The organism is Flintibacter sp. (assembly GCF_046973065.1).
Genome location: NZ_JBKVXZ010000003.1, coordinates 17,784 through 37,897 on the forward strand (window position 1 = coordinate 17,784; position 20,114 = coordinate 37,897).

The following is a 20,114-nucleotide window of genomic DNA, read 5'->3' on the forward strand; positions in this document are numbered from 1 at the left end:
CTTGGTAAGGATGAGGTCTCCGGTTCAAATCCGGATAGCAGCTCCACAAAAACCGCTCTTTTCGCTTGGAAAGGGCGGTTTTGTTTTGCTTTTTGCGACTTTTTTGCCTATTTGAAATTTGTAATCGCAGCTTTGACCACAGAACAAGCCACAGACAGAGAAAAATGGGTCTCCGAAGGTGTTTTACCTCCGGAGGCCCGTTGCTTTTTTAGATTGCCTTTTCCTGTGCTTTCATCGAAGCAATCTCCTGCTTCATTTCCCGAATCAGCTGGGCCAGTTTTTTTTCACATTCCTCCTCGGTGCAGGCGTAGACGTTGCGGGCCACGCGTTTTCCGCTGACGGTGGGGGAGTAGCGGCCCTCCCAGAGGTGGTCGTTGATTTGGCTGATACAGCCGGTGCCGGGCTTGCGGCGCTGGCCCTTGTAGGGCTGGAAGGTGGAGGGAGGTGGATTTCTTGGCGCCGTGTCACCCTCTTGGGCAGCTTCGCTTTTGATGATCCCACGGTCGATCTTGGCTGCGGCAGTCCTTTGCATCTCGTCCGTCACATGGGCGTAGATATTCAGTGTGGTGCTGCTGGAGACATGGCCGATGATGGTCGAAAGAGTCTTGACGTCCATACCGTGCTCCAGGGACGCTGTGGCGAAAGTATGGCGTAAATCATGGAAGCGGAGTCTTTTGCAGTTGGCCCGCTTCAGCACAGTGGACAGCCGCTTTCGCACTGCCGCGGGGTCCATGGGGGAGTCCTCCTTGACTGGCGAGGGGAACATCCAACGGGAGGTAGAGACAGTTTTATAGGCTTTGAGTACATTCAGGACAGGAGCTGGGAGGAGCACAGTCCTCCGGCCTGCCTTGGTTTTGGGTGGAGATACCACCAGTTCCCCTCGTACCCGGTGGACCTGCCGTTCCACTTGGAGCGCTCCCGTTTTAAGATTCAGGTCATTCCACTGGAGGGCACAGATTTCGCCACGGCGCAGACCGGTGGACAGCTCCAGCAGGAGCAGCTCGTAGCAGCCATCCTCTCTGGCCTGGATCAGTAACCGCTGGATCTCCTCCGGCGTCAGCACCTTCATTTCTCTGGGCCTGGCAGAGGGAAGCTTACATCCATCTGAAGGATTTCGGAAAATCAGATTTTCTTCCACGGCCTTGTCCAGCGCGGTGTGGAGGGTGGTGTGAATGCCTCGAACCGTTTGGTCAGAGAGACCTTCGCCATAGAGCTCTGTGCGAAGCAACCGGCCATTTTTCTTGAGATTGGCGTAGAATTTCTGAATGTCTGCGGTGGTCAGCTTGTCCAGCTGGATTTGTCCCAGAGCAGGGGTTATGTGTTGGTAAATTCGCCGTTCATAGGACATCTGAGTATTGGGGCGGAGATTCGGTTTCTTGTACCCTTGATACCAGAGGTCCAGCCAATCGGCCAGTAAGATTCCGGGTTTGGGCTGCTCCGGCACAGGCTCTTTCAGTGTTTCCCGGAGCTGTGCCAGCTTTGCCGCACACTCCGACTTGGTTTTGGCGAGAACATTTTTGGTCATGGGTAGGCCCTTGTCATCGTAGCCTACCACGTACCGGCCTTCCCAGCGTCCGTCTTTTCTCAGGTGGAGACTGCCGTCGCCGCGGTTTCTGTGCTTTGCCATGGAGCCATCTCCTCTCCCAGGTAGTCCGTTAGGAAGCCACCAACAATTTCAGCGGCCTTTTTGTGCATATCTGTGGTGGTGTGGGTGTAGGTGTCCACCGTGAAGCTGGCCTTGGTATGGCCCAGAATTCCAGAGAGGGTCTTGGCATCCACTCCGTTGGCCAGCGCGTGGGTGGCAAAAGTGTGCCTGAGATCATGGAAGCGGAGGTCAGGCAGACTGTTTTCCGTCAGGATCGCTTTCAACTGTCGGTATGCGGTGCTGGGGTTCATAGGCGCTTCTGGTTTGAGCGGGTTAGGAAAGATCCAGACGGAGTAGGAATTCTTTTTGCGGCCCCGCAGCAATTCCGCAGTGCTGTCTGGCAGGACGATGGTTCGGGTTCCGGCGTAGGTCTTGGTGTCGCCGGTCACCAGACGCCCACCCTTTTCCTTGTGGATGGTTCGGTTGACACTCAGTGTCCCTTTCTTGGCATCAAAGTCAGACCACATCAGTCCGCAGATTTCGCCCAACCGCAGGCCGGTGGTCAGCTCTGTGTAGAAGAAGTTCTTCCAGATGGGGTCCTGCTCTACTGCCGCCAGAAAGGTATCCAGCTGTTCCTCATTCAGGATGGTCATGGATTTGTGGACCACCTTGGGTGGCTCCACATGGTCGGCAGGATTGTGGGGCAGTAGCCGTTGGTCTACCGCGGATTTCAGCGCATGGTGCAGGGTGGTATGGATGCCGTGGATAGTGGTGGTGGATAGCCCACGGCTCTGGCCGGGGCGGGGATGGACTCGGCCCTGTTTTTTGAGATCGTCATACAGTTTTCTTAAATCAGAAGCGGTGATCTGGGTGAGCTTCTTTTGGCCCAGATACGGTTTGACGTGATGCTCCATGTCACTGCGGTAGTGTTCCAGCGTGCTGGGGCGGAGGATGGCTACCATCTGCTCCAGCCACCGATCCAGCCACTCTGAGAGTGTCATCCTGCACTCCTCCGTCAGATCCACACCTTGATAGGCGGTGATATTCTGCCGGAGCTTGGCGGTCAGCTCTTTTTGGGTTTCGGCGTAGATGTAGCGGAAGATGGGATCGCCGTTTTCCTTGTGGCCAATGACGATGCGCCCCTCCCAGCGGCCATCCTCCCGCTTGCGGACCATGCCATCGCCGGACGGCCTTCGCTTTGCCATGTTTTTTTCACCTCCGAGGTTTTATCTTTGATTTGCATCGCAGGACTTGCGTGGCCTATCGGATGGGCGGGAACCTGTGGGGCTCCGCCACCCATTGGAACAGCACTGCACCACAGCGGCGGCAGATCAGACAGCGCATCCGGTTGCCCAGGATACCGTGCTTCTTGAAGGTGACGATTCCCTCGCCGTGCTGCCAGCCCAGCCCAAGGTCGTCACTGCCGCAGTAGTGGCAGCGTTGGATGGGCAGTTGGTTTGTGGTCATCCTTGCTCCTCCCTTCGGTCGTCTCTGTGAAGCAGTTCCACCAGACTGCCATCGTCCTCGTCCAGCGCTTCCAGGATCAGTCGCGTTCCCAGACGGAAGCCTAAGATGAAATTCTCCAGAGCCAGTGTGCTTCCAATCTCGTTCTCCGCGTTGATGAGCCGCAGCAGCAGACTGTAGGCTTCGCCATCCAGCAGTTTGGTGAGTTGCTCCTCGCACTCCTGCGACTGCTCCATCGCTTTCATCAGGGATGTGTTGGAACGGATCTGGCGGTCGTATGGCGTGATGTTTCCGTAGTACAGGTCTTCCAGCGTCTCTCGCATTGTGTACCTCCTCTCCTTGTCAGCAACACACCATACCACAGAAACAGAAAATAGCCACAGCAAATGCGCAGAGTTATCAAAGATTTATCATTTGGCGGTCCTGGAGGATGGTATCACATTTTGATACCATCCTCCGGTCCTATCAATATCCTGTCATGCCGCCCATGCCGCCCTGCGTCAGTTCAGGATCTTCGTGGTCATCTGCTTTATGCCCCATGGCGATCTTCTTTTCTTTGATTTTCTGACGGAGCTTGCTGTCTACCTGCAGCCCTGTTCCAGACTGGGGCAGGGATCGGTCCTGAAAGATCCTGCTCATGTGGTGGAGCAAACGGGTGACAGCCAGAAATACATGGGGCGGCCTGCCGCTGTCCTGATGTTGGAGAAGGGCTTCCGCGTAGACGTTACCCTGTGCCGCAGATTTGCTTAACCAATCAGCGCCCAACTCTTTGTCGTACTCCACGCCCTGGCCCATGAGATACAGCTTGCCAAGCATATACTGCGCGTACTGGTTTCCAGCCTGTCCCCCGCGCTCAAACCACTTCGCCGCCGTGGTGAAATTCTTTTGAACATTTTTCCCGCTGTAATATTCCTTGCCCAACTGGTAGGCGGCGAATTGGTTTCCATTTTCGGCGGCCCGCTTCAGCCAACGGATACCATCCTCCACATCATGCACCTCGGGATCATCAGAGAGCAGGAGTTTGCCCAGGGCGTACTGCGCATAGGTGTGTCCCTGCTCCGCCGACTTTTGAAACCAGTACCGGGCATTCACCCAATCCGGTGTCAGCAACGGACCATCCCGCCACAGCTTTCCCATGAGGTACTGCGCGTACTTGTCACCGCTTTTCGCCAGCTCGTTCATTTCATCGACAGCGTCACCGCGCTCCTCCAGTGTCAGGCCCTCATCCCGAATCGCATCACGAAGGTTTTCGTAGTCATAGGAAGCGTTTCGGAATTCCTCCAGCTCGCTCTCCTGCTCCACGCCCTTGTCCTCAAAGGACAAATTGCACTGCCGGATGTTTTCCGCCTCCTTGATGACGGCGTTTTTGATTTGCCTGAACGCTTTCTCTTGTGACAACTTTTTTCGTTCTCTGGGCTTATCGTGATAGTATCCATCCACCTTGCCCTGGAGGATCAACCACTGGTCGTAGCAGTCCCGCACACTGGGAAGCCGCTCCATCTCGTCTACGATTTCATCTACCAGTTTCTTTTGTGACTTTGGAAGGTAGCCATAGGACTTCTTACCCTTGACCACTTTCAGCTGCATCGCCAGTTCCAGCATGAGCCGCTCTGCCTCCGGGTGGTCGCAGATACCCTCTTTCATAACCTGCACCAACTCCAGCATGGCTTTCCGTGCTTCCTGCACCAGTTCATCTCTGCTGTTAGACTTCTGTTCGTAGAGGTGCAGCAGTTCCTGCTTGAAAATATCGTTGGTGAGTTCGGACTTGATCTGCCGGATGCCATCTCTGGATAAGTACGCCTGCCCCGGCTTTGCCGACCACGCCATCATGTGGACATGGGGGTGTTCCCCTTCATCGTGGAAGGCGGCGTACCAGCGGAAATCGTTGGGCGGGATGTTCATTGCTGCGGCGATGTCGTTGCGGTGCGTGCGGAGCAGATCCCGCCACGCCTTGGCACTGTCGTAGCCCAGCCGCACTGCATCCTCCCGCTTCAGGGAGATAATGTGGGTCCACACATTTCCGGTGTACTGTTCCAGTTCAGACATGGCGCTCTCCAAGTCCACACCATCTTCGTCACCAAACAGGCCGTGGCTGCCCAGCCGCTCTGCGCGGGGACGGGTAGCGATGTACCCGGCGTAGCCCTCCATGTTGGAGAGCTTGTCCCAGTTAGACTCCAGAGCCAGTGTGATGAACGCAGATGCATTGCACTTTGTGGGCTTTGCAGCATAGTCCTCATACTCATAGAGGGTTTTGCTGTCAGGAAAATCTTTCGTAAGTTTGTTGATGAGCTGCTCCTGCTTGCGTGTGGGCGGACGGTCGTCTGGCAGCAGTTCCACCCGTTCCCGCGTGGCGATGTAGCGCAGGTAGCCGCTGAGAGAAGTGTTCCCGCCACACTTGTAGTAGGGACTTTTGACGATCAGTCTTGCCACTCATCTCCCTCCTCCCAGACTTCCCGCACCCGTTGGTCCAGGGAGACGCGGCCATTAGTTTTCTTCACATTGCTGATGCTCTCCGCCCGGCGTCGCTTAAGATCCTCCTCGCTGAATTGATAGGCGTCCGCCAGGATGCCGGCTACCATATCCTGTTCCACGGCCTGCTTGTACAGCAGAGAGGACATCCGGTCCTCCATCTGTCCCAGTCGGCCATCCACATAGGACTTGAGCGCGGTGGGGAGGAACAACCCGGCGTCGTTGGCGCTGAGGTAGTCCAGATAGAAGTCGACGGCCCGTTCGATGAAGGCGGTGAGACTGCGGCTCCCGTCCTCCCGATAGCGGCGTTCCAGCACCGCTTTTTTCTCCGGCGTCAGGTACAGGGCAAATTTCTCTTTCTTGCTCAAAATGGGCTCCTTTCCGGGGGGTGACCCCTGATTTTTCGTTGTGGCAGTAAGTGTTTTGGGATAACGACCGCACAGGGAGCGGTTCTCCTCTGTTTTTGACCCCACTTCACAGCCCCGCAGAATTCCCCGTAACTGCCCGCACTGCGGGCAGAAGTGCTTCCTGCAGGGGCCGCCTGCGACCCCTGCCTTTATCCTGCTTTTTCTTTCGTCCTCCGCAGAGCCCTCAAAAACGGCTCGAATTCGCGTTGAAGGCCTGGTTGGGGCTGGGACTCTACCCATCCCCATCTGGTCGAACACAATTCATCACAGGCCGCTGCATGGGGGAACGCTTCCGTCAAGCACACCGACTGTCGTGGGCAGAAACACTCGGCAGTACTCCTCCGCTCCGGTGACCATGCCGCGTCGCAGCACCTCCCCACACAGGAGGAGACGGAACAGCGCATTGCGATAGCAGTCCCTTACCTCTGCCCCTTTCTCTCTGGCGAATATCTTTTGTTCCTCGGGCAAGCTGCTGTGCGCTTCATCACAGAGGAACACCGCCAGAGCGTTTTCATCAATGGGGTCCCTGTGCGTGCGGTCCCACTGGTCCATGATGTACCTCCTTGCGTCAACCGTGCGCTGTGCCAGCAGAGTTGGATCCTGCTGGATCAGCAGATCCACCATCTGGGTCAGCATACCGCCTCACCTCGTTTCTGTTCATAGGCCGCTCTGCGCTGTTCCACTCTCTGCCGTTCTGCAGCCACCTCTGCTGCATACATCTGCCGCTCATAGAACTGGTCGATAGCTATTTGGATCGGCAGGATGGTGTACCGGAGACAGCCGTTGCGCTTGAGACCGTCCCGGGTGATGACGTCGGTGCGCTCCGTAGCGATGAGACCGTGTTCCTCCAGTAGTCCCACATACTTAGCCACAGTGTTGACCGAGATCCCCAGCTTGTCCGCAATGGTCGGGTAGCTGACCACGCACTGCCAGGTTCGCCGATCCTCGATCCTCAGCAGGTAGGCGTAGATGGCCAGTTCATACACATGGAGCCCCAACTCGAACACCGCGTTAGGGAGCATGAAGAAATACTTCTTCACATCTCGCTTCTGATTTCCCATCATCCCTGTACTCCCTTCGTGTGCGCGGAGATCCATCTCCGCAGTTCCTCCTTGGGGACCACGATGCGCTTGCCGATGCGCAGAGAGGGGAAGTCCTCCTCCTGCACCAGCTCATAGGCACTTGCATCTGAGATTCCAAGAAGATCCGAGAGCTGCTTCATATTCAGCATCAGCGGCAGTTCGTCATAGCTTTTGTAGATCGATGGTTTCATTCAGGTTACCTCCTCATGTTTTTTCTCTGCATAATTTTCACAGCCCTGTCTCCTTGACCTGCACCTCCTCTCTGACCAGCGCTCGGACAACTCTCTACTGCTCGGGCACGAACAAAGAAGCTTTTGAGAAAAACAAAAACCGGGCACATGAGAACAACTCAACACTTGGCAGGAACCTACCTGCCTTGTTTCGTATGTTTCTCATGCGCCCGGCGATTCGGTGGAGACTTTTCATTCTACGCTGACTGGCTGCCAGCGCACCCCTTTGCTCGGTGCAGCATTTTGCGGCTATTCAAATTATGATTTTATCATAACAGAACAAATGTTCTGTGTCAATGCTTTTTAGAAAATTTGTTCGAGATATTTAAGCACAGGGGATATCGAAAGCAAGACAATGGGCTCGACACTTCGACTGATTCCGTTGTCTTTGTTTATAGCATAGCAACGGATGCCGGTCCTCCCTCATGGTTGTGCCGCCGGAAGCCGGAGCACAAATCGATTCCCTCCAGCCTGATGTTCCTCCACCCACACGCTGCCGCCGTGGACTTCCGCGATGGCCCGGACCAAGGCCAGCCCCAGGCCGGTGCCGCCCAGCTCCCGGGAGCGGGCGGTATCCACCCGGAAGAAGGGCTCAAAGATCCGCTCCCGCAGCTCCGGCGGGATGGTGGGTCCCTGATCGGCCACGGAGATGACCATGTCGTTTCCATCCAATTCCGCACAAATCCGTACCTGTCCGCCCTCCGGCCCGTACTTCACTGCATTTTCCACCAGATTGAACAGCGCCCGGCGGAGCAGCTCCCTGCCGCCGGTGATGGTGCCGGGAGCAGAGTCCACCAGAAGGACGGAACCTTTGTTGCTGGTCAGAGGCGACATATCCTCGGCAACTTGGTGGAGCAATTCTCTCAATTCGACTTGGTCAGTGCGGGGCACCTGTTCCAGATTGGTCAGCTTCAGCAGACTGTCCACCATGCCGGAGAGCCGGTCCACCTCGCCCTCCAGAATATCAAGAAAGGCCCCTGTGGTCTGGGGCGCAAAATCCTGCTTCTTGCGGAATAGACCGATCCGGGTCTTGAGAACAGCCAATGGCGTGCGAAATTCGTGGGCGGCATTTTGGGAGAAGCTGCGCTGCATGACAAAGGCCTGGCTCAGCCGCTGGGACAGTTCCTGAAAGGACTGCGCCAGCTGTGTCACCTCGTCCCCGCGGTCCGGGATGGACAGGGGCCGATCCAGGTCCTTGGCAGTCCGATGTTGAATTTGCGTATTCAGGTCCTTCAGCGGCGCAAGAGCATGGCCCACCAGCAGGTAGATCAGCAAAAGTCCCATCGCCAGGATTGCGGCGGTGGCCAGCAGACTTTGGGTGTGGAAGATCCGCTGGGCCTGCTGGATCGCTGGTGCTGCCGGAGCAATGAGCGCGGGCTCCCCATCAATTACGGTGCCGGGAACGGTTTGAGCTGGTTCCAGAGGGACGGCAGTGATGGTGTCCGCCAGTTGGATGGCAGACAGATTGCTGGTCACAGCCAGAGCAGCACAGCACAATGTCAGCAGCAGGGCACACAAGAGTGTGATACGCAGCCGCAGGGAACGAAAGGGTTTCATAGCGTCTCCTTTTCCATCAGGCGATACCCCTGACCGACCTTCGTTTGGATGGGGTCATCACCCAGAGCATCCCGCAACTTTTTCCGCAGGGAGGAGATGTGCATCCGGACCACGTTGCTGAAAGGGTTGGCGTCCGACTCCAGTACATGCTCCATCAGCTCCTCCTGACTGACCCAGCGATCCCGGTGGAGCATTAGGTGCTCCAGGATGGCGAACTCTCTGGGGGTCAGTTCCAGCGCTTTTCCGCCAGCAGAGATAGCGCGGGAGGACATGTCCAGCGTCAGACTACCCACAGTAAGTACCGTGTTTCGGGAGACAAACTCCCGGCGCAGCAGGCTGCGGACCCGAGCCTCCAGTTCCTCCAGGGCAAAGGGCTTGGTGAGATAGTCATCGGCCCCCAGATCCAAACCCGCCACCCGGTCGGACAGCTCTGCCCTGGCCGACAGGATCAGCACCCGCAGCTCCGGGTGTTCCACACGCACAGCCCGCAGCAGGTCCAGCCCATCCATGCCGGGCAGGTTTAGGTCCAAAATCAGCAGATCGAAGGACTCGCTCAGGAGCAGGTCATAGGCCTCTGCGCCGTCATAGCACCGCTCCACTGTGTATTTCTCCAGTTCCAGATCCTCCGCAATGCCGTCGCACAACAGCTTTTCGTCCTCGACCACCAGAATGCGCATGGTTCCTTCCCCCTGTTTTCCAGCTATGCCCTCATTATAGCATGACTGTGTAAATTTAGAGTCAAGAGATAGAAGTTCTTTTCAGAATATCATAATACCATTTGGACAAGAAGGACTGCACTGAGGAGCATACTGTAACGGAATGGAAAGCGTCAAACGATCTGGTTTATTGAAAGACTATACAGGTTCTCTTTTAACTTCAATATCTTCTGTTCGATCGTCTCAATGACAGAGAGGTACACTTCATCCGGACCCCCAGTCGGGTCCTCCAGCCCCCAATCCTCCCGGTGTTTACAGGGCAGCGCGGGACAGGCCACATTGCAGCCCATGGTCACAATGATGTCCACAGGGGGAAGGGCAGAGAGTAGTTTGCTGTATTGGGCCTGCTCCATGTCTACGCCATAGCGCTGCTTCATCAGCCGCACGGCGTCCTGATTGATCTGTGGCTTGGTTTCTGTACCTGCGGAATAGCTCTCAAATACATCAGCGGCCAGCAACTTTCCCAATGCCTCCGCAATCTGGCTGCGGCAGGAGTTGTGGACGCAGAGAAAGGCGACCTTTGGTTTCTGGCTCATGCGTCACCTCCGGATCTTCTGAATCAGCGCCTTGGCTTCCTCTTTTTTCAGCACTTTGCCGTAGGACGCCACCTTGCCATCTATCACCAGCGCCGGGGTAGTCATGACGCCGTAGGCGGCGATCTGTGCAAAATCTGTCACATGGTCGATGGCGGTGTCCATCCCCAGTTCCGCCAGTGCCTCACGGGCGGCCTGCTCCAAAGCGTTGCACTTTGCGCACCCGGAGCCAAGGATCTGGATGCCGCCGGTTGCCTTGACACGCTCTGGCTGTGACACCGCCTCCGGTGTGCAAGCACCACAGTAGCAGGCCGTGGATGCTTCTTTCTTTTTTCTGCTGAACAGTCCCATGTTGATAACCTCCTAAAATTAAATCAGAGTGAATTGGAATGCGTTGAACAGGTAGCCGACAAGGATGATACCGACGGTACAGATGGTGACAAACAGCGCCAGCAGCCTGGGCTTAACTGCCTTGCGGAGCATAATGAGGGAGGGCAGGCTCAGTGTGGTCACCGCCATCATAAAGGACAGGATGGTCCCCAGCTGTGCCCCCTTGGCCAGCAGGGCCTCCGCCACCGGAATCGTGCCGAAAATGTCCGCGTACATAGGAATACCCACCAGCGTAGCAAGGATTACACCAAAGGGGTTGTCACTCCCCAGAATAGTTTCCACCCAGCCTGCCGGAATCCAGTTGTGGATGATCGCCCCGATCCCTACTCCAGCCAGAATATAGGGGAACACTTTTCGAAAGGTGGAGACGACCTGCTCTTTTGCGTACTGCACACGCTCTTGTCTGCTCAAAGTGGGAGATTCTATGTCTACCCTGCTGGCGGTGAGGATGAATCCCTCTACATACCGCTCCATGTGTAGCTTTTCGATGAGCGTTCCGCCTGCCACAGCGATCATCAGCCCCAGTGCCACATAGATGACGGCGACCTTGGCCCCTAAAATGCTCATCAGCAGCACCAGACTGCCCAGATCCACCATGGGGGACGAGATCAAGAAAGAAAAGGTCACGCCCAAAGGAAGCCCCGCGCTGGTAAAGCCCATGAACAGCGGAATGGAGGAGCAGGAGCAAAAGGGCGTCACGGTCCCCAGCAGGGCGGAGATCACATTGGCCCACATCCCATGAAAATGGCCTAAGATCTTCTTGCTCCGCTCTGGCGGAAAGTAGCTTTGGATGTAAGAGATCAGGAAAATGAGACAACACAGCAGGACGGTGATCTTCAGGACATCGTAAAGGAAAAATTGCAGACTGCCGCCCAGCCGTCCGCTGAGATCCACACCCAGAGCAGCCAGCCCCCGCCCGATCAACTCATTCAGCCACTTCATCCCTAAAATCTGATCCTGTATCAACTGCCAGATCTCCATAGGAAAACCTCACTTTCTGCCTCAAATGATATATCAAAAAATTTTGATGTTTTAGTCTGAGAGAAACGCCACCTGACAAGATGGCGTTCATTTGCCGCAGGATGCACAGCTCGGCGCCTGCACTCCATCGGGGGTGGTGAGAGCAAGCAGCAGCTGTACGGCACGGTCTCTGCCGGATACGCTCAACCGATAGTGGGTCCATTTGCCCTCCTGTCGGCTGACCACCAGTCCGGAATCGCACAGGATCTTCATGTGATAGGAGAGGCCGGACTGGGTCAGATCCATCGGCTCCTGTAAGACGCAGGCGCATTTTTCTCCGCTGCGCAGTTGCTCCAGAATGGCAAGTCGTTTGGGATCGCACAGGGCTTTGAAAACCTTGGCGTTGTCCTGATGGTTTCCCATTCTCTCACCTCAAATCAAATAATTTTGATATAAGGAGTATAGGTGAGCTCAGCCCTTTTGTCAAGAGGGCTCCATCCGTTTTTCAAACAGAAACATTCCCTCGGAAGGATCTTTTTCCATATAATCATTCGGCATATGATGGTCTGGGAACCGTTCATTAAAAAAGGCAACGATATGGAAGCCGCATCGGTTCACATAGAAATGGATGTTTCTCTTTTCAAAATATGGGGTACAAGTGATCCATACTTTGGTCTCCGGATAACGCACTTCGATTTCCCGCCAGATGGAAGAGCCGATACCTTTGCTTTGTACACCGTGCTTCACGAATAAAAAATCTAGGTGATTTTTCTGCGTGACAGGGTCGATCACCACAATGGCACCGCCCACACGCTCCCCGTCAAGCACCGCATGATAGGCCGCGGCCCCTGCGGTGTTCAAAGAGCAGTCGATATCTTCCTCCGGCAGGATTACCTCATTTGTAGGACCCAACACGTCTTCATACCCCCGCTGAAAGGCCTCCTGCATATCGTATTTGTACAATTCAAGATCGCTGTCTACCACGGGGATCAGAGAAATAGCCATCCAGATGCCTCCTTGCTGTTCCTGACTGTCAGGTAGGAGTATATCAGAGATCGACTGGGAATGCAATTCAAGGTGAATATAGACCGATCACCTATTCCGCCAGCATCTCCAGACAGCCAAAATCAGCAACAGGACCAGTACATCAGCTGCTGGAACAGCGCAAAATATTGCGTGCTGTATTCTGGGAAACAGGACTGGCAGCAGAGTGACCAGAGGCAGCATCAAAAATACCTGCCGCGTGAGGGTCAGCAGGACGGCCAGTATCTCATGCCCGGTGACTTCAAGAACTGTGAGGAATGTGTAGAACAGCCCAACCAGAGGAAAGGTCAGGAAAAGAATCTTCAAAACAGCGGCGCTTTCAGACAGCAGTGCTCCGCTGAGTCCGAAGGGAAGCAGTACCCGTGCGCCTAGAAGGAATACGATAACGACAGCTGTTGTGCCGTAAACTACCGTGCAGGCGATAGTGATCAAAATGGTCTTTCGGTTTTGGCTGCTCTGGCCATGTCCGTCAAAATAGGCAATGATGGTCTGTACCCCCTGGGTAATACCGACCACCGGCATCAATAAGAGTGTATACAGCTTCTGTGCCACATTCCACACAGCCACAGAGGTTGCTGTTCCGTGAAGAAGCAGACTTCGGTTTACAAACAGACCGGTAAAACCGGCCAGCGCCTGGATCATCGTCTGGGCAATCCCCAGGCGGAATAATTCCAAAGCCATTGGTAGGATAGGGGTCCCATGAATGGCGGCTACGGATGGCATATATCCGTGTTTTTGAATCCAGAGGACCGAGAACAGTATACAGCACATCTCGCTGACCAGAGTCCCCCAGGCAAGTCCCACAAAGCCCATGCGGAAGCCAAAGGCAAACAGGGCGTTTCCGGCGATGTTGACCACCACCGCTCCAGCGGTGATCCGCATCTCCGTGTTGGGATCGCCCAGGGCCCGGATGCAGCTGGTCAATGTATACCCCAGGGCGCTGAATACATTGCTCACCAGCTGGATGGTCAGATATTCCCGCGCAAGCACATAGACCTCCCCATGTGCGCCCAGGGAGGTCAGGAGTGGGGCCATGCCCAGAAGAGCCAAGATAGAAACACCGGCACTGACCAGAACCGTGCAGATGAGCCCCGTCAGAAAATACCGGTCCCGCAGGGTCTTATTCTGAAAATGCCGGGCCAGCAGGATGGAGGTCGAAACGGCAAACAGGGCCTGAATTGCGGTGAACAGACTCAGCACTGGAGTGAGCAGACCTAAAGCGGTCAATGCCGCCTGGCTGATCCCTCCAAGATGCCCCGCGAAGGCGGTATCCACCACAGAAGTCAGCACCTCGACTAATAGAGACAATATAGCCGGGATGGAAAAGGCCAAGATCAGGCTATGGATCGGTTTGCTTTCATAGATGGAATTGTTCAAGTTGGGTCACCTCTCTAAAAGAATACCAGAAGGAAGGTGACAGGTAGTGTCATCTTCCTTCTGGTATTTTTAAGGAGCCCTTTCAAGAATACGGTTGCGGTCAAATTCGATCTCCGTTTGGCTGCAAGCTTGAATCTGCTCCACCGGAAAGGTATATGTCTGATTCTGATCGGCGCAGTGTAGATACAGCCCGTCCGGACGAAGGATGTAGTAGAGGGGGGCGACTGTATGGAGATGATCTCCTACTGTGATTTGAAGAAGGACTTCATCATTCAGACCTTCATTGATTCTCTGGCAAACAGCCGTTTGGATGTTGACTGGTTTGGCGAGCAGCTCCAGTTTTAGGTATTCTCTCAGGTCAAATTCCTTGAGAAAGGCCAGTTCCGGTACCAGCAACTCCAGTTTTTTCAGTGCGGATTGCTGCCGTTGCCGCAGGTGGTCAGCCAGATGAAAGGCCAGAATAATGTCCCCGATCTCCTCGGTTGTGAAGAAACTCCGGTCGAAGCGATAGTTCGGTGAGAGGAAGACTCCACCCTCATAGCCAGGCTGTGTCCAGACCGGGACCCCCATGGCAGAGAGCTTGTCCAGATCCCGCAGAATCGTCCGCTGGCTCACCTCGAAACGCTGTGCAAGCACCGCGCAGGTCGTCTTCTTTATATCTAAAAGATAGAGCAGGATCTCCAGCTGTCTACTCTTCATTTCATCATCCTTTCTTCATTTGGCTATATTGTAGCACAAAGTTTGTTTCCTTTCATCAATCCGCCTTGACGGAAAATTTACACCGTATTTGTTATACTCCCTCCTGTTCCATCAGGACAAGGAGGTTTTATTGATGAAATTTTGGACGAAGAAACGGGCGGCGGCTCTGGGTCTGGCCGCTGCCATGACGCTTTCCCTGGCTGCCTGCGGCGAAAAGGCGCCCAGCCTGGAGGAAGTGGAGCAGGCCATCGAAGCAGGCACGCTCACCATGGAGGATGCTCTGGACAAGGGCTGGGTGGACGAGACTTGGGCAGAGAACTACATGGAGGCGCACAGTGTCCCCGCCTCTGATAAAATGGAGGCATACCGGGTGGGCGACTTTACCACGACCACGGTCTCCGGCGAGGAATTTACCCGCGAGCAGGTGGGAGATGTCGTTCTGTTCGCGTTCGTGGACCCGGAAACAGAGGGGGCAGCCTCTTTTTTTGAGGAGATGCAGGCAGCCTTCCCCGATGTGGAAAAGGCGGGGGCTGGGCTGATCCTGTGCGTGAAAGGCGAAGCACAGGCGGAACAGTTTGCTGGAGCACTCTTCCCGGTGATCTTGCTCAACGATTCCCTGAAAAACGCTATGGGCTTCAACAAAGAGACGGTGGAGGACCCGGACCTACCCAATACCGCCTCCTGGTATGTGAACGGCTCCTTTCTCTCTTCCTGGTATGCCACACTGAATAGGGACAGTCTGGTCGCTGACGCGGAGACTTTTGTGAGCATCGCGGAGGAGATGCAGAAAAATACGGAAACAGGAGGGACGGGTATCGTTGAGGGGTCTCTGGGCTGATATGCGAAAAAAGACCATTTGTATGCTTGCAGTAGCCCTGCTGATGATGGGCCTCGGCCTGTGGCGGGGCGAGGGGGCGACGGTCCTCTCCAAGGGGATCAATCTGTGCATGGAGTGTGTGGGCATTGGCTAAGAACAGACATCGCTGGAAGATCCAGCTGGGCGCGACGCTGGCCACCAACCCCTTCTTTCTGAACTTCTTTCAGGGGAAGATCTCTCGTGGAAAGCTGAAGGGGGTCTGCGTCCCTGGACTGAACTGCTACTCCTGTCCGGCTGCGGCGGCCTCCTGTCCCATCGGGGCGGTCCAGGCTGTGATCGGCTCCTCTAAATTTCATTTTGCCTACTATGTAGTGGGTTTCCTGCTGTTCATCGGTGTTCTGCTGGGCCGGGTGGTATGCGGCTTTCTGTGTCCCTTCGGCTGGTTTCAGGAGCTGCTCCATAAGATCCCCACAAAAAAATTCAGCACAAAGCGGTTCCATATCCTTACCTGTCTGAAATATGTGATCCTGGTTCTTTTTGTCATCGTTCTGCCCATGACAGTGGTGAACGAGGTGGGAATGGGGGACCCCTTTTTCTGCAAATACCTCTGTCCGGCCGGGATCCTGGAGGGCGGAATCCCACTGTCGCTGGCCGACGATGGCATCCGGGCCAGTCTGGGCTGGCTCTTCACCTGGAAGAGCTGTATCCTGCTGGGCGTCGTGGTGCTGTCGGTATTCTTCTACCGCCCTTTCTGTAAATGGCTGTGCCCTCTGGGGGCTTTTTACGGGCTGTGCAACAAAGTCTCGGTCTATCGGCTGGAGGTAGATCAAAACAAATGCACCTCCTGCGGCGCGTGCAGCCGGGTGTGTAAAATGGATGTGGACGTGTTCCGCACACCCAACCACGCCGAGTGCATCCGCTGCGGGGACTGCGTGGCCACCTGCCCCCATCAGGCCATCACCAAGACCTTTTCTCTGAAAAAACAAGCGAAAAAGAAGGAGACTGTATGATGAAAAAAGGATCATCTCTGCTGTTGGCATTGCTCATGCTGTTGGCTGCGCTGACAGGCTGTTCCGCCGGGGAGGACAACTCCCTGGTATCCCAAACGCCCTTTCCGGAATTCTCTGAGGTGGACACCGGGGGAAACCCGGTAAGCAGCGACATCTTTGCGGACTACGACGCCACCATCGTCAACTTCTGGAACAACGGCTGCGGCACCTGCATTGAGGAGATGCCGGAGCTGGAGGAGCTGTACCACCAGTTTCAGGAGCAGAATATCAATCTCATCGGCGTAGGCACCGACTCCGGCGAGGGCGAGGAGCAGCTGGAGACCGCCCAAAACATTCTGAAGGAGAAGGGCGTCACCTATGTGAACATCTCCCCGGACCCGGAAGGCGAGTTCTACAAGGACTTTGTCTCCGAGATCTTCAGCTATCCCACCACCTATATCGTGGATGGTGAGGGCAATATCATCGGCGCACCTATTGTTGGGAATGTGAAAAAACAGATCGACACAGTGAATGAGCGGCTGGAGTTGATTTGCCCCTAAAATGGGCGTTTGGAGTCTTTTTCTTTGATTCAGCGACGTATTTCCTGCGTGACCTCAGTATCTCTGAAGAGCGGAGTCTCTGGCGTTTGACCACATAACCAGCCACAGATAGCGGTGGAATGTACGGAACCAGTACGGCTAAAGAGTGACGGAAAGCATATTGAATCAAGAGGAAAACACTAAAAACGAACGAAAAATATTAGAAAAAATATCAAATCGGCGTTGGTAAGGATGAGGTCTCCGGTTCAAATCCGGATAGCAGCTCCAAAGAAAAGTCTTGTAGTTTCAACGACTACAAGGCTTTTTCTTTTCGCTTTTGGAATTGTTTTCCCTTAAATTTTCCCTTTTCAGTTTTTGGAAGGGCATTTTCGGCGCCAAATCCGCAAGCGCCTGCGGATTTCCGGGAAGGGAAAAACGACAACGCTGTCGTTTTTGAGAAGGCCAAATTCGTCAGCGCTGGCGAATTTCAGCGGTGCAAATCGGACAGCGCTGTCTGATTTCCGCAGAGCATGAAAAACGAACGCACATGCGGATTTGATAGAGCGGGACACCGTTGACGGGTTTTCAGTAGACGGTGATCCACAAGAGACAAAAGCGGCCCCGGTGTCCAAATCGGACACAAGGACCGCAGCAGGCCAGGGCCAGAGCCTCCGCCGCGCCGGTGATCTCTCGCCCGGTGCCAAATCGGCAAGCGCTTGCCGATTTGCCGGGACCGCCGCCGCGCTGGCGGTATATCGCTCACGCCACGCAGAGGCGGCGGGTGGTGGTCTCCTTGGTGAACCGCTCCGCCACGTCGGGCAGGGCCTTCCGCAGGGCGGTGGTGTCGATTCTGGAGGAGGTAACGGCCTTCCAGGTGATGTGGTACTCCCCGGCCTGGATGCTGTCCTGGTCTCCCATGGCGGCCTTGATGGCGTCCTTCAGGGCTTCCGCCTCCGCCTGGGCCTCGTCAATCAGGGCTTGGAGCTGGCGCAGCTCCCGGGCCTTGGCTTCCAGTTCGTTGATACTCATACTGTTTTCCTCCTTGTTTCGTCTGGCGGCTGGTTTGGTGCTCTCCGGCTCGTCCCCGGCCTTCACTAAGCAGGCCCGCCCTTGTTTGGGATTGGAGAGATTGTAGAGGGAATACCCGGCTCGTCCCCGGTCCGTCCGTCGCAGCTCTCTTTTCCCTTGCTGTGATTATAGTATAATATACTTGCGCAAATATGTCTATTGACAAAATAAACATACTTGTGCAAATATATTTGTCCAAAAAGTATATTTACACAAGTATATAAATGGATTATAATAAAGCTATAATGGAGGAGGTGCAGATTAAAATAATGCCTCCCCCAGAAAGGAAACAGCGAATATGCCAGTATCAAAAGCGCAGCAGAAGGCAACAAATAAGTATATTTCAAAGGCTTATGACCGGGTGAATTTGACTTTGCCAAAGGGGCAAAAGGATGAAATTCAGGCCCACGCAGCGGCCCAGGGCGAGAGCGTGAACGCTTTTATCAACCGGGCAATCAGTGAGGCCATGGAGCGGGACAAGGCTGACAGAGGACTGCAGGATAGCAAAGAATAAGCCCCAGGCCGGAGGCCCAGGGCTGGGGGTTGACAGTCGGCCCGCAGGGGCCTATAATGAATATAGCAAGGGCGCTGCGACAAGCGGTTAGCCCTCTGGGTTTAAGAGACTATGGAAACCATAGAAACCGTCACCGGCCAGGGTGGCGGTTTCTGCTTTTTACGATGATCGTGACCGTGAAAGGCCCGATATGTAACGTAATCCGCATGAGCCTCACCCCCTTCCGGGTGATGTGGCTAACCGCCTGCCGTTGTGCAGCGCCAAAGCAAGCATAACATGGCCCTGTCGAAAAAGCAAGGCGGAGTTTTCATCCGCCGGAAGATGCTGAAAAGGTCCCGCGTGCCCAAATCGGACACACGGGCCTTGTACTATTTCGCCACGTTCTTGATATATGCCTCCATGCGGTCCGCGCTGGCCTGCTTCATCTGCTTTGTCACGTGGCCGTAAATGTCCAGGGTGAAGGAGGCTGTGGCGTGCCCCAGGTTCTCCTGCACGGTCTTAATATCGTCCCCGGAGCGGATGGCAGCCACGGCATAGGAGTGGCGCAAATCGTGAAAGCGGGCGTCCGGGCGGCCAATCTCCGCCGCCGCGCGTTTGAAAGCCCGGTAGACGATGGAGTTTGTCAGATGGTGGCCCAGCTCGTCCGTGAACACAAAGCCGGAATCCTCCCACAGCTTCCCGGCCCGTAGGCGCTGGGCGGCCTGGGTGGCCCGGTGCTGCTTCAGCAGGGCCATAACAGACGCGGCGGGGGTGATGGTGCGGCCCTTGCTGTTCTTAGGCACGGATATGCGGTAGACACCGCCGCCGGGTTCCCGGTATCGCTGCAGCTGCTTGTTGATGGTAATGGTCCCGGCCTCGAAGTCCACGCACTCCCACATGAGGCCCAGGACTTCCCCCTCACGCATCCCTGTGAACAGTGTGACCGTCAGCAGGGTTTTCATGTCGGAATCCTGGATAGCAGCCAGGAAGGCAGCTATCTGTTCATCATCCAGGGGTGCCAGCTCTTTCTTTTCCTGCCGGGGAAGGGTACAGGCCTCCGTTGGATTGAAGCGCAGGGAGCCAATCAAAACCGCCTGCTGCAAGGCTTTGTGGAGGACGCCGTGGATGTTCTTGATACTCTTGGCGGACATGGGGGCTTTGGTGACGGTGATTTTGCCCTTTTTGTCCTTCCTGCGGATTTCCCGGCCCTCTTTTGCCAGCTTGTTGTAAAAGCTCTGGATGGTCTGGGTGTTGAGGGCTTCCGGGCGGATAGCACCCAGGGCGGGCTTGATGTGTACGCGAATATCTGTTTTGTAGATTTCCAGCGTCCGGGGCTTGACTCCGCCGCAGTAGGTGGCTATCCAGGTGTCCAGCCATTGCCCCAATGTCTGCTTGCTGGGAGCGGTATAGGTGCCGTTGTCAATGGCGGTGGTGGCTGCCTTCAGCTTCTGGGCAACTTCCTTTTGGGTTTTGCCGGTAATGGAGCGCTGCACCTGCTTCCCGGTGCCGGGGTCGGCGCCCTCCGTATAGCGGGCTTCCCAGTATTCGTATTTCTTCCCGTTTCGGGTGACGGTTTTCTTTCTGATCGTGCCGGTGCCGTTTGCGGACCGCCTTGCCATGGTGAAAAATCTCCTTTCTTTTTGCGGCCCGGTATGCTATCATAAAAGGGCATACAGAGCCTATGTTAGTCCGTGG

The 20,114-nt window shown here is 55.3% G+C and carries 25 protein-coding genes; 5 read left to right on the forward strand and 20 right to left on the reverse strand.

Features of this window, described 5'->3' with window-relative positions; translation table 11 throughout:
• Window positions 1-208: 208 nt before the first annotated feature.
• The 18 genes from ACLTXB_RS01720 to ACLTXB_RS01805 all read right to left on the reverse strand — a co-directional run bounded on the left by ACLTXB_RS01720 (window position 209) and on the right by ACLTXB_RS01805 (window position 14,513).
• Window positions 209-1,627: a tyrosine-type recombinase/integrase gene (locus ACLTXB_RS01720; protein ID WP_412259958.1), complete on the reverse strand. Its 1,419-nt coding sequence runs from the start codon at window positions 1,625-1,627 to the stop codon at window positions 209-211.
• Window positions 1,585-2,790, reverse strand: coding sequence for a tyrosine-type recombinase/integrase (locus ACLTXB_RS01725; RefSeq protein ID WP_317336561.1), 1,206 nt, complete (start codon window positions 2,788-2,790; stop codon window positions 1,585-1,587). The genes ACLTXB_RS01720 and ACLTXB_RS01725 overlap by 43 nt, the downstream gene beginning before the upstream one ends.
• Window positions 2,791-2,845: 55 nt before the next feature.
• Window positions 2,846-3,052, reverse strand: a complete 207-nt coding sequence (locus ACLTXB_RS01730) for a hypothetical protein (protein WP_317336562.1) — start codon at window positions 3,050-3,052, stop codon at window positions 2,846-2,848.
• Window positions 3,049-3,372, reverse strand: coding sequence for a DUF6809 family protein (locus ACLTXB_RS01735; RefSeq protein ID WP_412259960.1), 324 nt, complete (start codon window positions 3,370-3,372; stop codon window positions 3,049-3,051). The genes ACLTXB_RS01730 and ACLTXB_RS01735 overlap by 4 nt, the downstream gene beginning before the upstream one ends.
• Window positions 3,373-3,514: 142 nt before the next feature.
• Window positions 3,515-5,479: a MobP3 family relaxase gene (mobP3, locus tag ACLTXB_RS01740; protein WP_428226078.1), complete on the reverse strand. Its 1,965-nt coding sequence runs from the start codon at window positions 5,477-5,479 to the stop codon at window positions 3,515-3,517.
• Window positions 5,467-5,886 (reverse strand): hypothetical protein, encoded by a 420-nt coding sequence (locus ACLTXB_RS01745; protein ID WP_317326502.1) that lies wholly within the window; start codon window positions 5,884-5,886, stop codon window positions 5,467-5,469. Before ACLTXB_RS01745 ends, mobP3 begins: the two co-directional genes overlap by 13 nt.
• 303 nt (window positions 5,887-6,189) lie before the next feature.
• Window positions 6,190-6,561, reverse strand: coding sequence for a hypothetical protein (locus ACLTXB_RS01750; protein ID WP_317326503.1), 372 nt, complete (start codon window positions 6,559-6,561; stop codon window positions 6,190-6,192).
• Window positions 6,555-6,989: a helix-turn-helix domain-containing protein gene (locus ACLTXB_RS01755; protein WP_317326504.1), complete on the reverse strand. Its 435-nt coding sequence runs from the start codon at window positions 6,987-6,989 to the stop codon at window positions 6,555-6,557. The genes ACLTXB_RS01750 and ACLTXB_RS01755 overlap by 7 nt, the downstream gene beginning before the upstream one ends.
• Entirely contained in the window at window positions 6,986-7,198 is a 213-nt protein-coding gene (locus tag ACLTXB_RS01760) for a helix-turn-helix domain-containing protein (protein WP_317326505.1), read from the reverse strand. Before ACLTXB_RS01760 ends, ACLTXB_RS01755 begins: the two co-directional genes overlap by 4 nt.
• Before the next feature lie 462 nt (window positions 7,199-7,660).
• Entirely contained in the window at window positions 7,661-8,794 is a 1,134-nt protein-coding gene (locus tag ACLTXB_RS01765) for a sensor histidine kinase (protein WP_412260014.1), read from the reverse strand.
• Window positions 8,791-9,471 (reverse strand): response regulator transcription factor, encoded by a 681-nt coding sequence (locus ACLTXB_RS01770; RefSeq protein ID WP_317349023.1) that lies wholly within the window; start codon window positions 9,469-9,471, stop codon window positions 8,791-8,793. The genes ACLTXB_RS01765 and ACLTXB_RS01770 overlap by 4 nt, the downstream gene beginning before the upstream one ends.
• A 152-nt stretch (window positions 9,472-9,623) precedes the next feature.
• Window positions 9,624-10,046, reverse strand: coding sequence for an arsenate reductase ArsC (locus ACLTXB_RS01775; protein WP_317336473.1), 423 nt, complete (start codon window positions 10,044-10,046; stop codon window positions 9,624-9,626).
• 3 nt (window positions 10,047-10,049) lie between these two features.
• Window positions 10,050-10,394: a thioredoxin family protein gene (locus tag ACLTXB_RS01780; RefSeq protein ID WP_317336474.1), complete on the reverse strand. Its 345-nt coding sequence runs from the start codon at window positions 10,392-10,394 to the stop codon at window positions 10,050-10,052.
• An 18-nt stretch (window positions 10,395-10,412) separates the two neighbouring features.
• A complete protein-coding gene (locus ACLTXB_RS01785) occupies window positions 10,413-11,414 on the reverse strand; it encodes a permease (RefSeq protein WP_317336475.1) in 1,002 nt (333 codons plus the stop codon).
• 87 nt (window positions 11,415-11,501) lie between these two features.
• Entirely contained in the window at window positions 11,502-11,816 is a 315-nt protein-coding gene (locus ACLTXB_RS01790) for an ArsR/SmtB family transcription factor (protein ID WP_317336476.1), read from the reverse strand.
• 60 nt (window positions 11,817-11,876) lie between these two features.
• Window positions 11,877-12,398 carry a GNAT family N-acetyltransferase gene (locus ACLTXB_RS01795; RefSeq protein ID WP_317336477.1) on the reverse strand — a complete coding sequence of 174 codons (522 nt, stop codon included), beginning with the start codon at window positions 12,396-12,398 and terminating at the stop codon, window positions 11,877-11,879.
• A gap of 87 nt (window positions 12,399-12,485) precedes the next feature.
• The gene (locus ACLTXB_RS01800; protein ID WP_412260020.1) at window positions 12,486-13,814 is read right to left on the reverse strand and encodes an MATE family efflux transporter; all 1,329 of its coding nucleotides are present in this window, start codon (window positions 13,812-13,814) and stop codon (window positions 12,486-12,488) included.
• Window positions 13,815-13,883: 69 nt separating this feature from the next.
• The gene (locus ACLTXB_RS01805; protein WP_317336479.1) at window positions 13,884-14,513 is read right to left on the reverse strand and encodes a helix-turn-helix transcriptional regulator; all 630 of its coding nucleotides are present in this window, start codon (window positions 14,511-14,513) and stop codon (window positions 13,884-13,886) included.
• 133 nt (window positions 14,514-14,646) lie between these two features.
• On the opposite strand from ACLTXB_RS01805, the gene ACLTXB_RS01810 reads away from it, so the two are divergent.
• Genes ACLTXB_RS01810 through ACLTXB_RS01825 form a run of 4 tightly spaced genes read left to right on the forward strand, consistent with a single transcriptional unit; the run spans window position 14,647 to window position 16,879 of the window.
• Entirely contained in the window at window positions 14,647-15,351 is a 705-nt protein-coding gene (locus ACLTXB_RS01810) for a hypothetical protein (protein WP_317336480.1), read from the forward strand.
• A gap of 22 nt (window positions 15,352-15,373) precedes the next feature.
• Window positions 15,374-15,484: a CD1871A family CXXC motif-containing protein gene (locus tag ACLTXB_RS01815; RefSeq protein WP_394806207.1), complete on the forward strand. Its 111-nt coding sequence runs from the start codon at window positions 15,374-15,376 to the stop codon at window positions 15,482-15,484.
• Complete coding sequence (locus ACLTXB_RS01820; RefSeq protein ID WP_317349486.1) at window positions 15,477-16,340, forward strand: 4Fe-4S binding protein; 864 nt, start codon at window positions 15,477-15,479, stop codon at window positions 16,338-16,340. The genes ACLTXB_RS01815 and ACLTXB_RS01820 overlap by 8 nt, the downstream gene beginning before the upstream one ends.
• Window positions 16,340-16,879, forward strand: a complete 540-nt coding sequence (locus ACLTXB_RS01825) for a TlpA family protein disulfide reductase (RefSeq protein WP_412260025.1) — start codon at window positions 16,340-16,342, stop codon at window positions 16,877-16,879. Before ACLTXB_RS01820 ends, ACLTXB_RS01825 begins: the two co-directional genes overlap by 1 nt.
• Before the next feature lie 738 nt (window positions 16,880-17,617).
• Here ACLTXB_RS01825 and ACLTXB_RS01830 read toward each other — a convergent pair.
• Window positions 17,618-17,887: a hypothetical protein gene (locus ACLTXB_RS01830; RefSeq protein ID WP_317336361.1), complete on the reverse strand. Its 270-nt coding sequence runs from the start codon at window positions 17,885-17,887 to the stop codon at window positions 17,618-17,620.
• 337 nt (window positions 17,888-18,224) lie between these two features.
• On the opposite strand from ACLTXB_RS01830, the gene ACLTXB_RS01835 reads away from it, so the two are divergent.
• Window positions 18,225-18,440, forward strand: coding sequence for a ribbon-helix-helix domain-containing protein (locus ACLTXB_RS01835; protein ID WP_317336360.1), 216 nt, complete (start codon window positions 18,225-18,227; stop codon window positions 18,438-18,440).
• A 368-nt stretch (window positions 18,441-18,808) separates the two neighbouring features.
• On the opposite strand, the gene ACLTXB_RS01840 is transcribed toward ACLTXB_RS01835, so the two are convergent.
• Window positions 18,809-20,038 (reverse strand): tyrosine-type recombinase/integrase, encoded by a 1,230-nt coding sequence (locus ACLTXB_RS01840; protein WP_317336359.1) that lies wholly within the window; start codon window positions 20,036-20,038, stop codon window positions 18,809-18,811.
• Between the last annotated feature and the right edge of the window lie 76 nt (window positions 20,039-20,114).

Bases quoted from the DNA above. Each gene is read 5' to 3' on its own strand.
- ACLTXB_RS01765 (WP_412260014.1), bottom strand. From the start codon at position 8,794: ATGAAACCCTTTCGTTCCCTGCGGCTGCGTATCACACTCTTGTGTGCC.
- ACLTXB_RS01760 (WP_317326505.1), bottom strand. From the start codon at position 7,198: ATGAAACCATCGATCTACAAAAGCTATGACGAACTGCCGCTGATGCTG.
- ACLTXB_RS01785 (WP_317336475.1), bottom strand. From the start codon at position 11,414: ATGGAGATCTGGCAGTTGATACAGGATCAGATTTTAGGGATGAAGTGG.
- ACLTXB_RS01780 (WP_317336474.1), bottom strand. From the start codon at position 10,394: ATGGGACTGTTCAGCAGAAAAAAGAAAGAAGCATCCACGGCCTGCTAC.
- ACLTXB_RS01835 (WP_317336360.1), top strand. From the start codon at position 18,225: ATGCCAGTATCAAAAGCGCAGCAGAAGGCAACAAATAAGTATATTTCA.
- ACLTXB_RS01735 (WP_412259960.1), bottom strand. From the start codon at position 3,372: ATGCGAGAGACGCTGGAAGACCTGTACTACGGAAACATCACGCCATAC.
- ACLTXB_RS01770 (WP_317349023.1), bottom strand. From the start codon at position 9,471: ATGCGCATTCTGGTGGTCGAGGACGAAAAGCTGTTGTGCGACGGCATT.
- ACLTXB_RS01755 (WP_317326504.1), bottom strand. From the start codon at position 6,989: ATGATGGGAAATCAGAAGCGAGATGTGAAGAAGTATTTCTTCATGCTC.
- ACLTXB_RS01815 (WP_394806207.1), top strand. From the start codon at position 15,374: ATGCTTGCAGTAGCCCTGCTGATGATGGGCCTCGGCCTGTGGCGGGGC.
- ACLTXB_RS01795 (WP_317336477.1), bottom strand. From the start codon at position 12,398: ATGGCTATTTCTCTGATCCCCGTGGTAGACAGCGATCTTGAATTGTAC.
- ACLTXB_RS01730 (WP_317336562.1), bottom strand. From the start codon at position 3,052: ATGACCACAAACCAACTGCCCATCCAACGCTGCCACTACTGCGGCAGT.
- ACLTXB_RS01750 (WP_317326503.1), bottom strand. From the start codon at position 6,561: ATGCTGACCCAGATGGTGGATCTGCTGATCCAGCAGGATCCAACTCTG.
- ACLTXB_RS01790 (WP_317336476.1), bottom strand. From the start codon at position 11,816: ATGGGAAACCATCAGGACAACGCCAAGGTTTTCAAAGCCCTGTGCGAT.
- ACLTXB_RS01840 (WP_317336359.1), bottom strand. From the start codon at position 20,038: ATGGCAAGGCGGTCCGCAAACGGCACCGGCACGATCAGAAAGAAAACC.
- ACLTXB_RS01830 (WP_317336361.1), bottom strand. From the start codon at position 17,887: ATGAGTATCAACGAACTGGAAGCCAAGGCCCGGGAGCTGCGCCAGCTC.
- ACLTXB_RS01775 (WP_317336473.1), bottom strand. From the start codon at position 10,046: ATGAGCCAGAAACCAAAGGTCGCCTTTCTCTGCGTCCACAACTCCTGC.
- ACLTXB_RS01810 (WP_317336480.1), top strand. From the start codon at position 14,647: ATGAAATTTTGGACGAAGAAACGGGCGGCGGCTCTGGGTCTGGCCGCT.
- ACLTXB_RS01725 (WP_317336561.1), bottom strand. From the start codon at position 2,790: ATGGCAAAGCGAAGGCCGTCCGGCGATGGCATGGTCCGCAAGCGGGAG.
- ACLTXB_RS01805 (WP_317336479.1), bottom strand. From the start codon at position 14,513: ATGAAGAGTAGACAGCTGGAGATCCTGCTCTATCTTTTAGATATAAAG.
- ACLTXB_RS01825 (WP_412260025.1), top strand. From the start codon at position 16,340: ATGAAAAAAGGATCATCTCTGCTGTTGGCATTGCTCATGCTGTTGGCT.
- ACLTXB_RS01720 (WP_412259958.1), bottom strand. From the start codon at position 1,627: ATGGCAAAGCACAGAAACCGCGGCGACGGCAGTCTCCACCTGAGAAAA.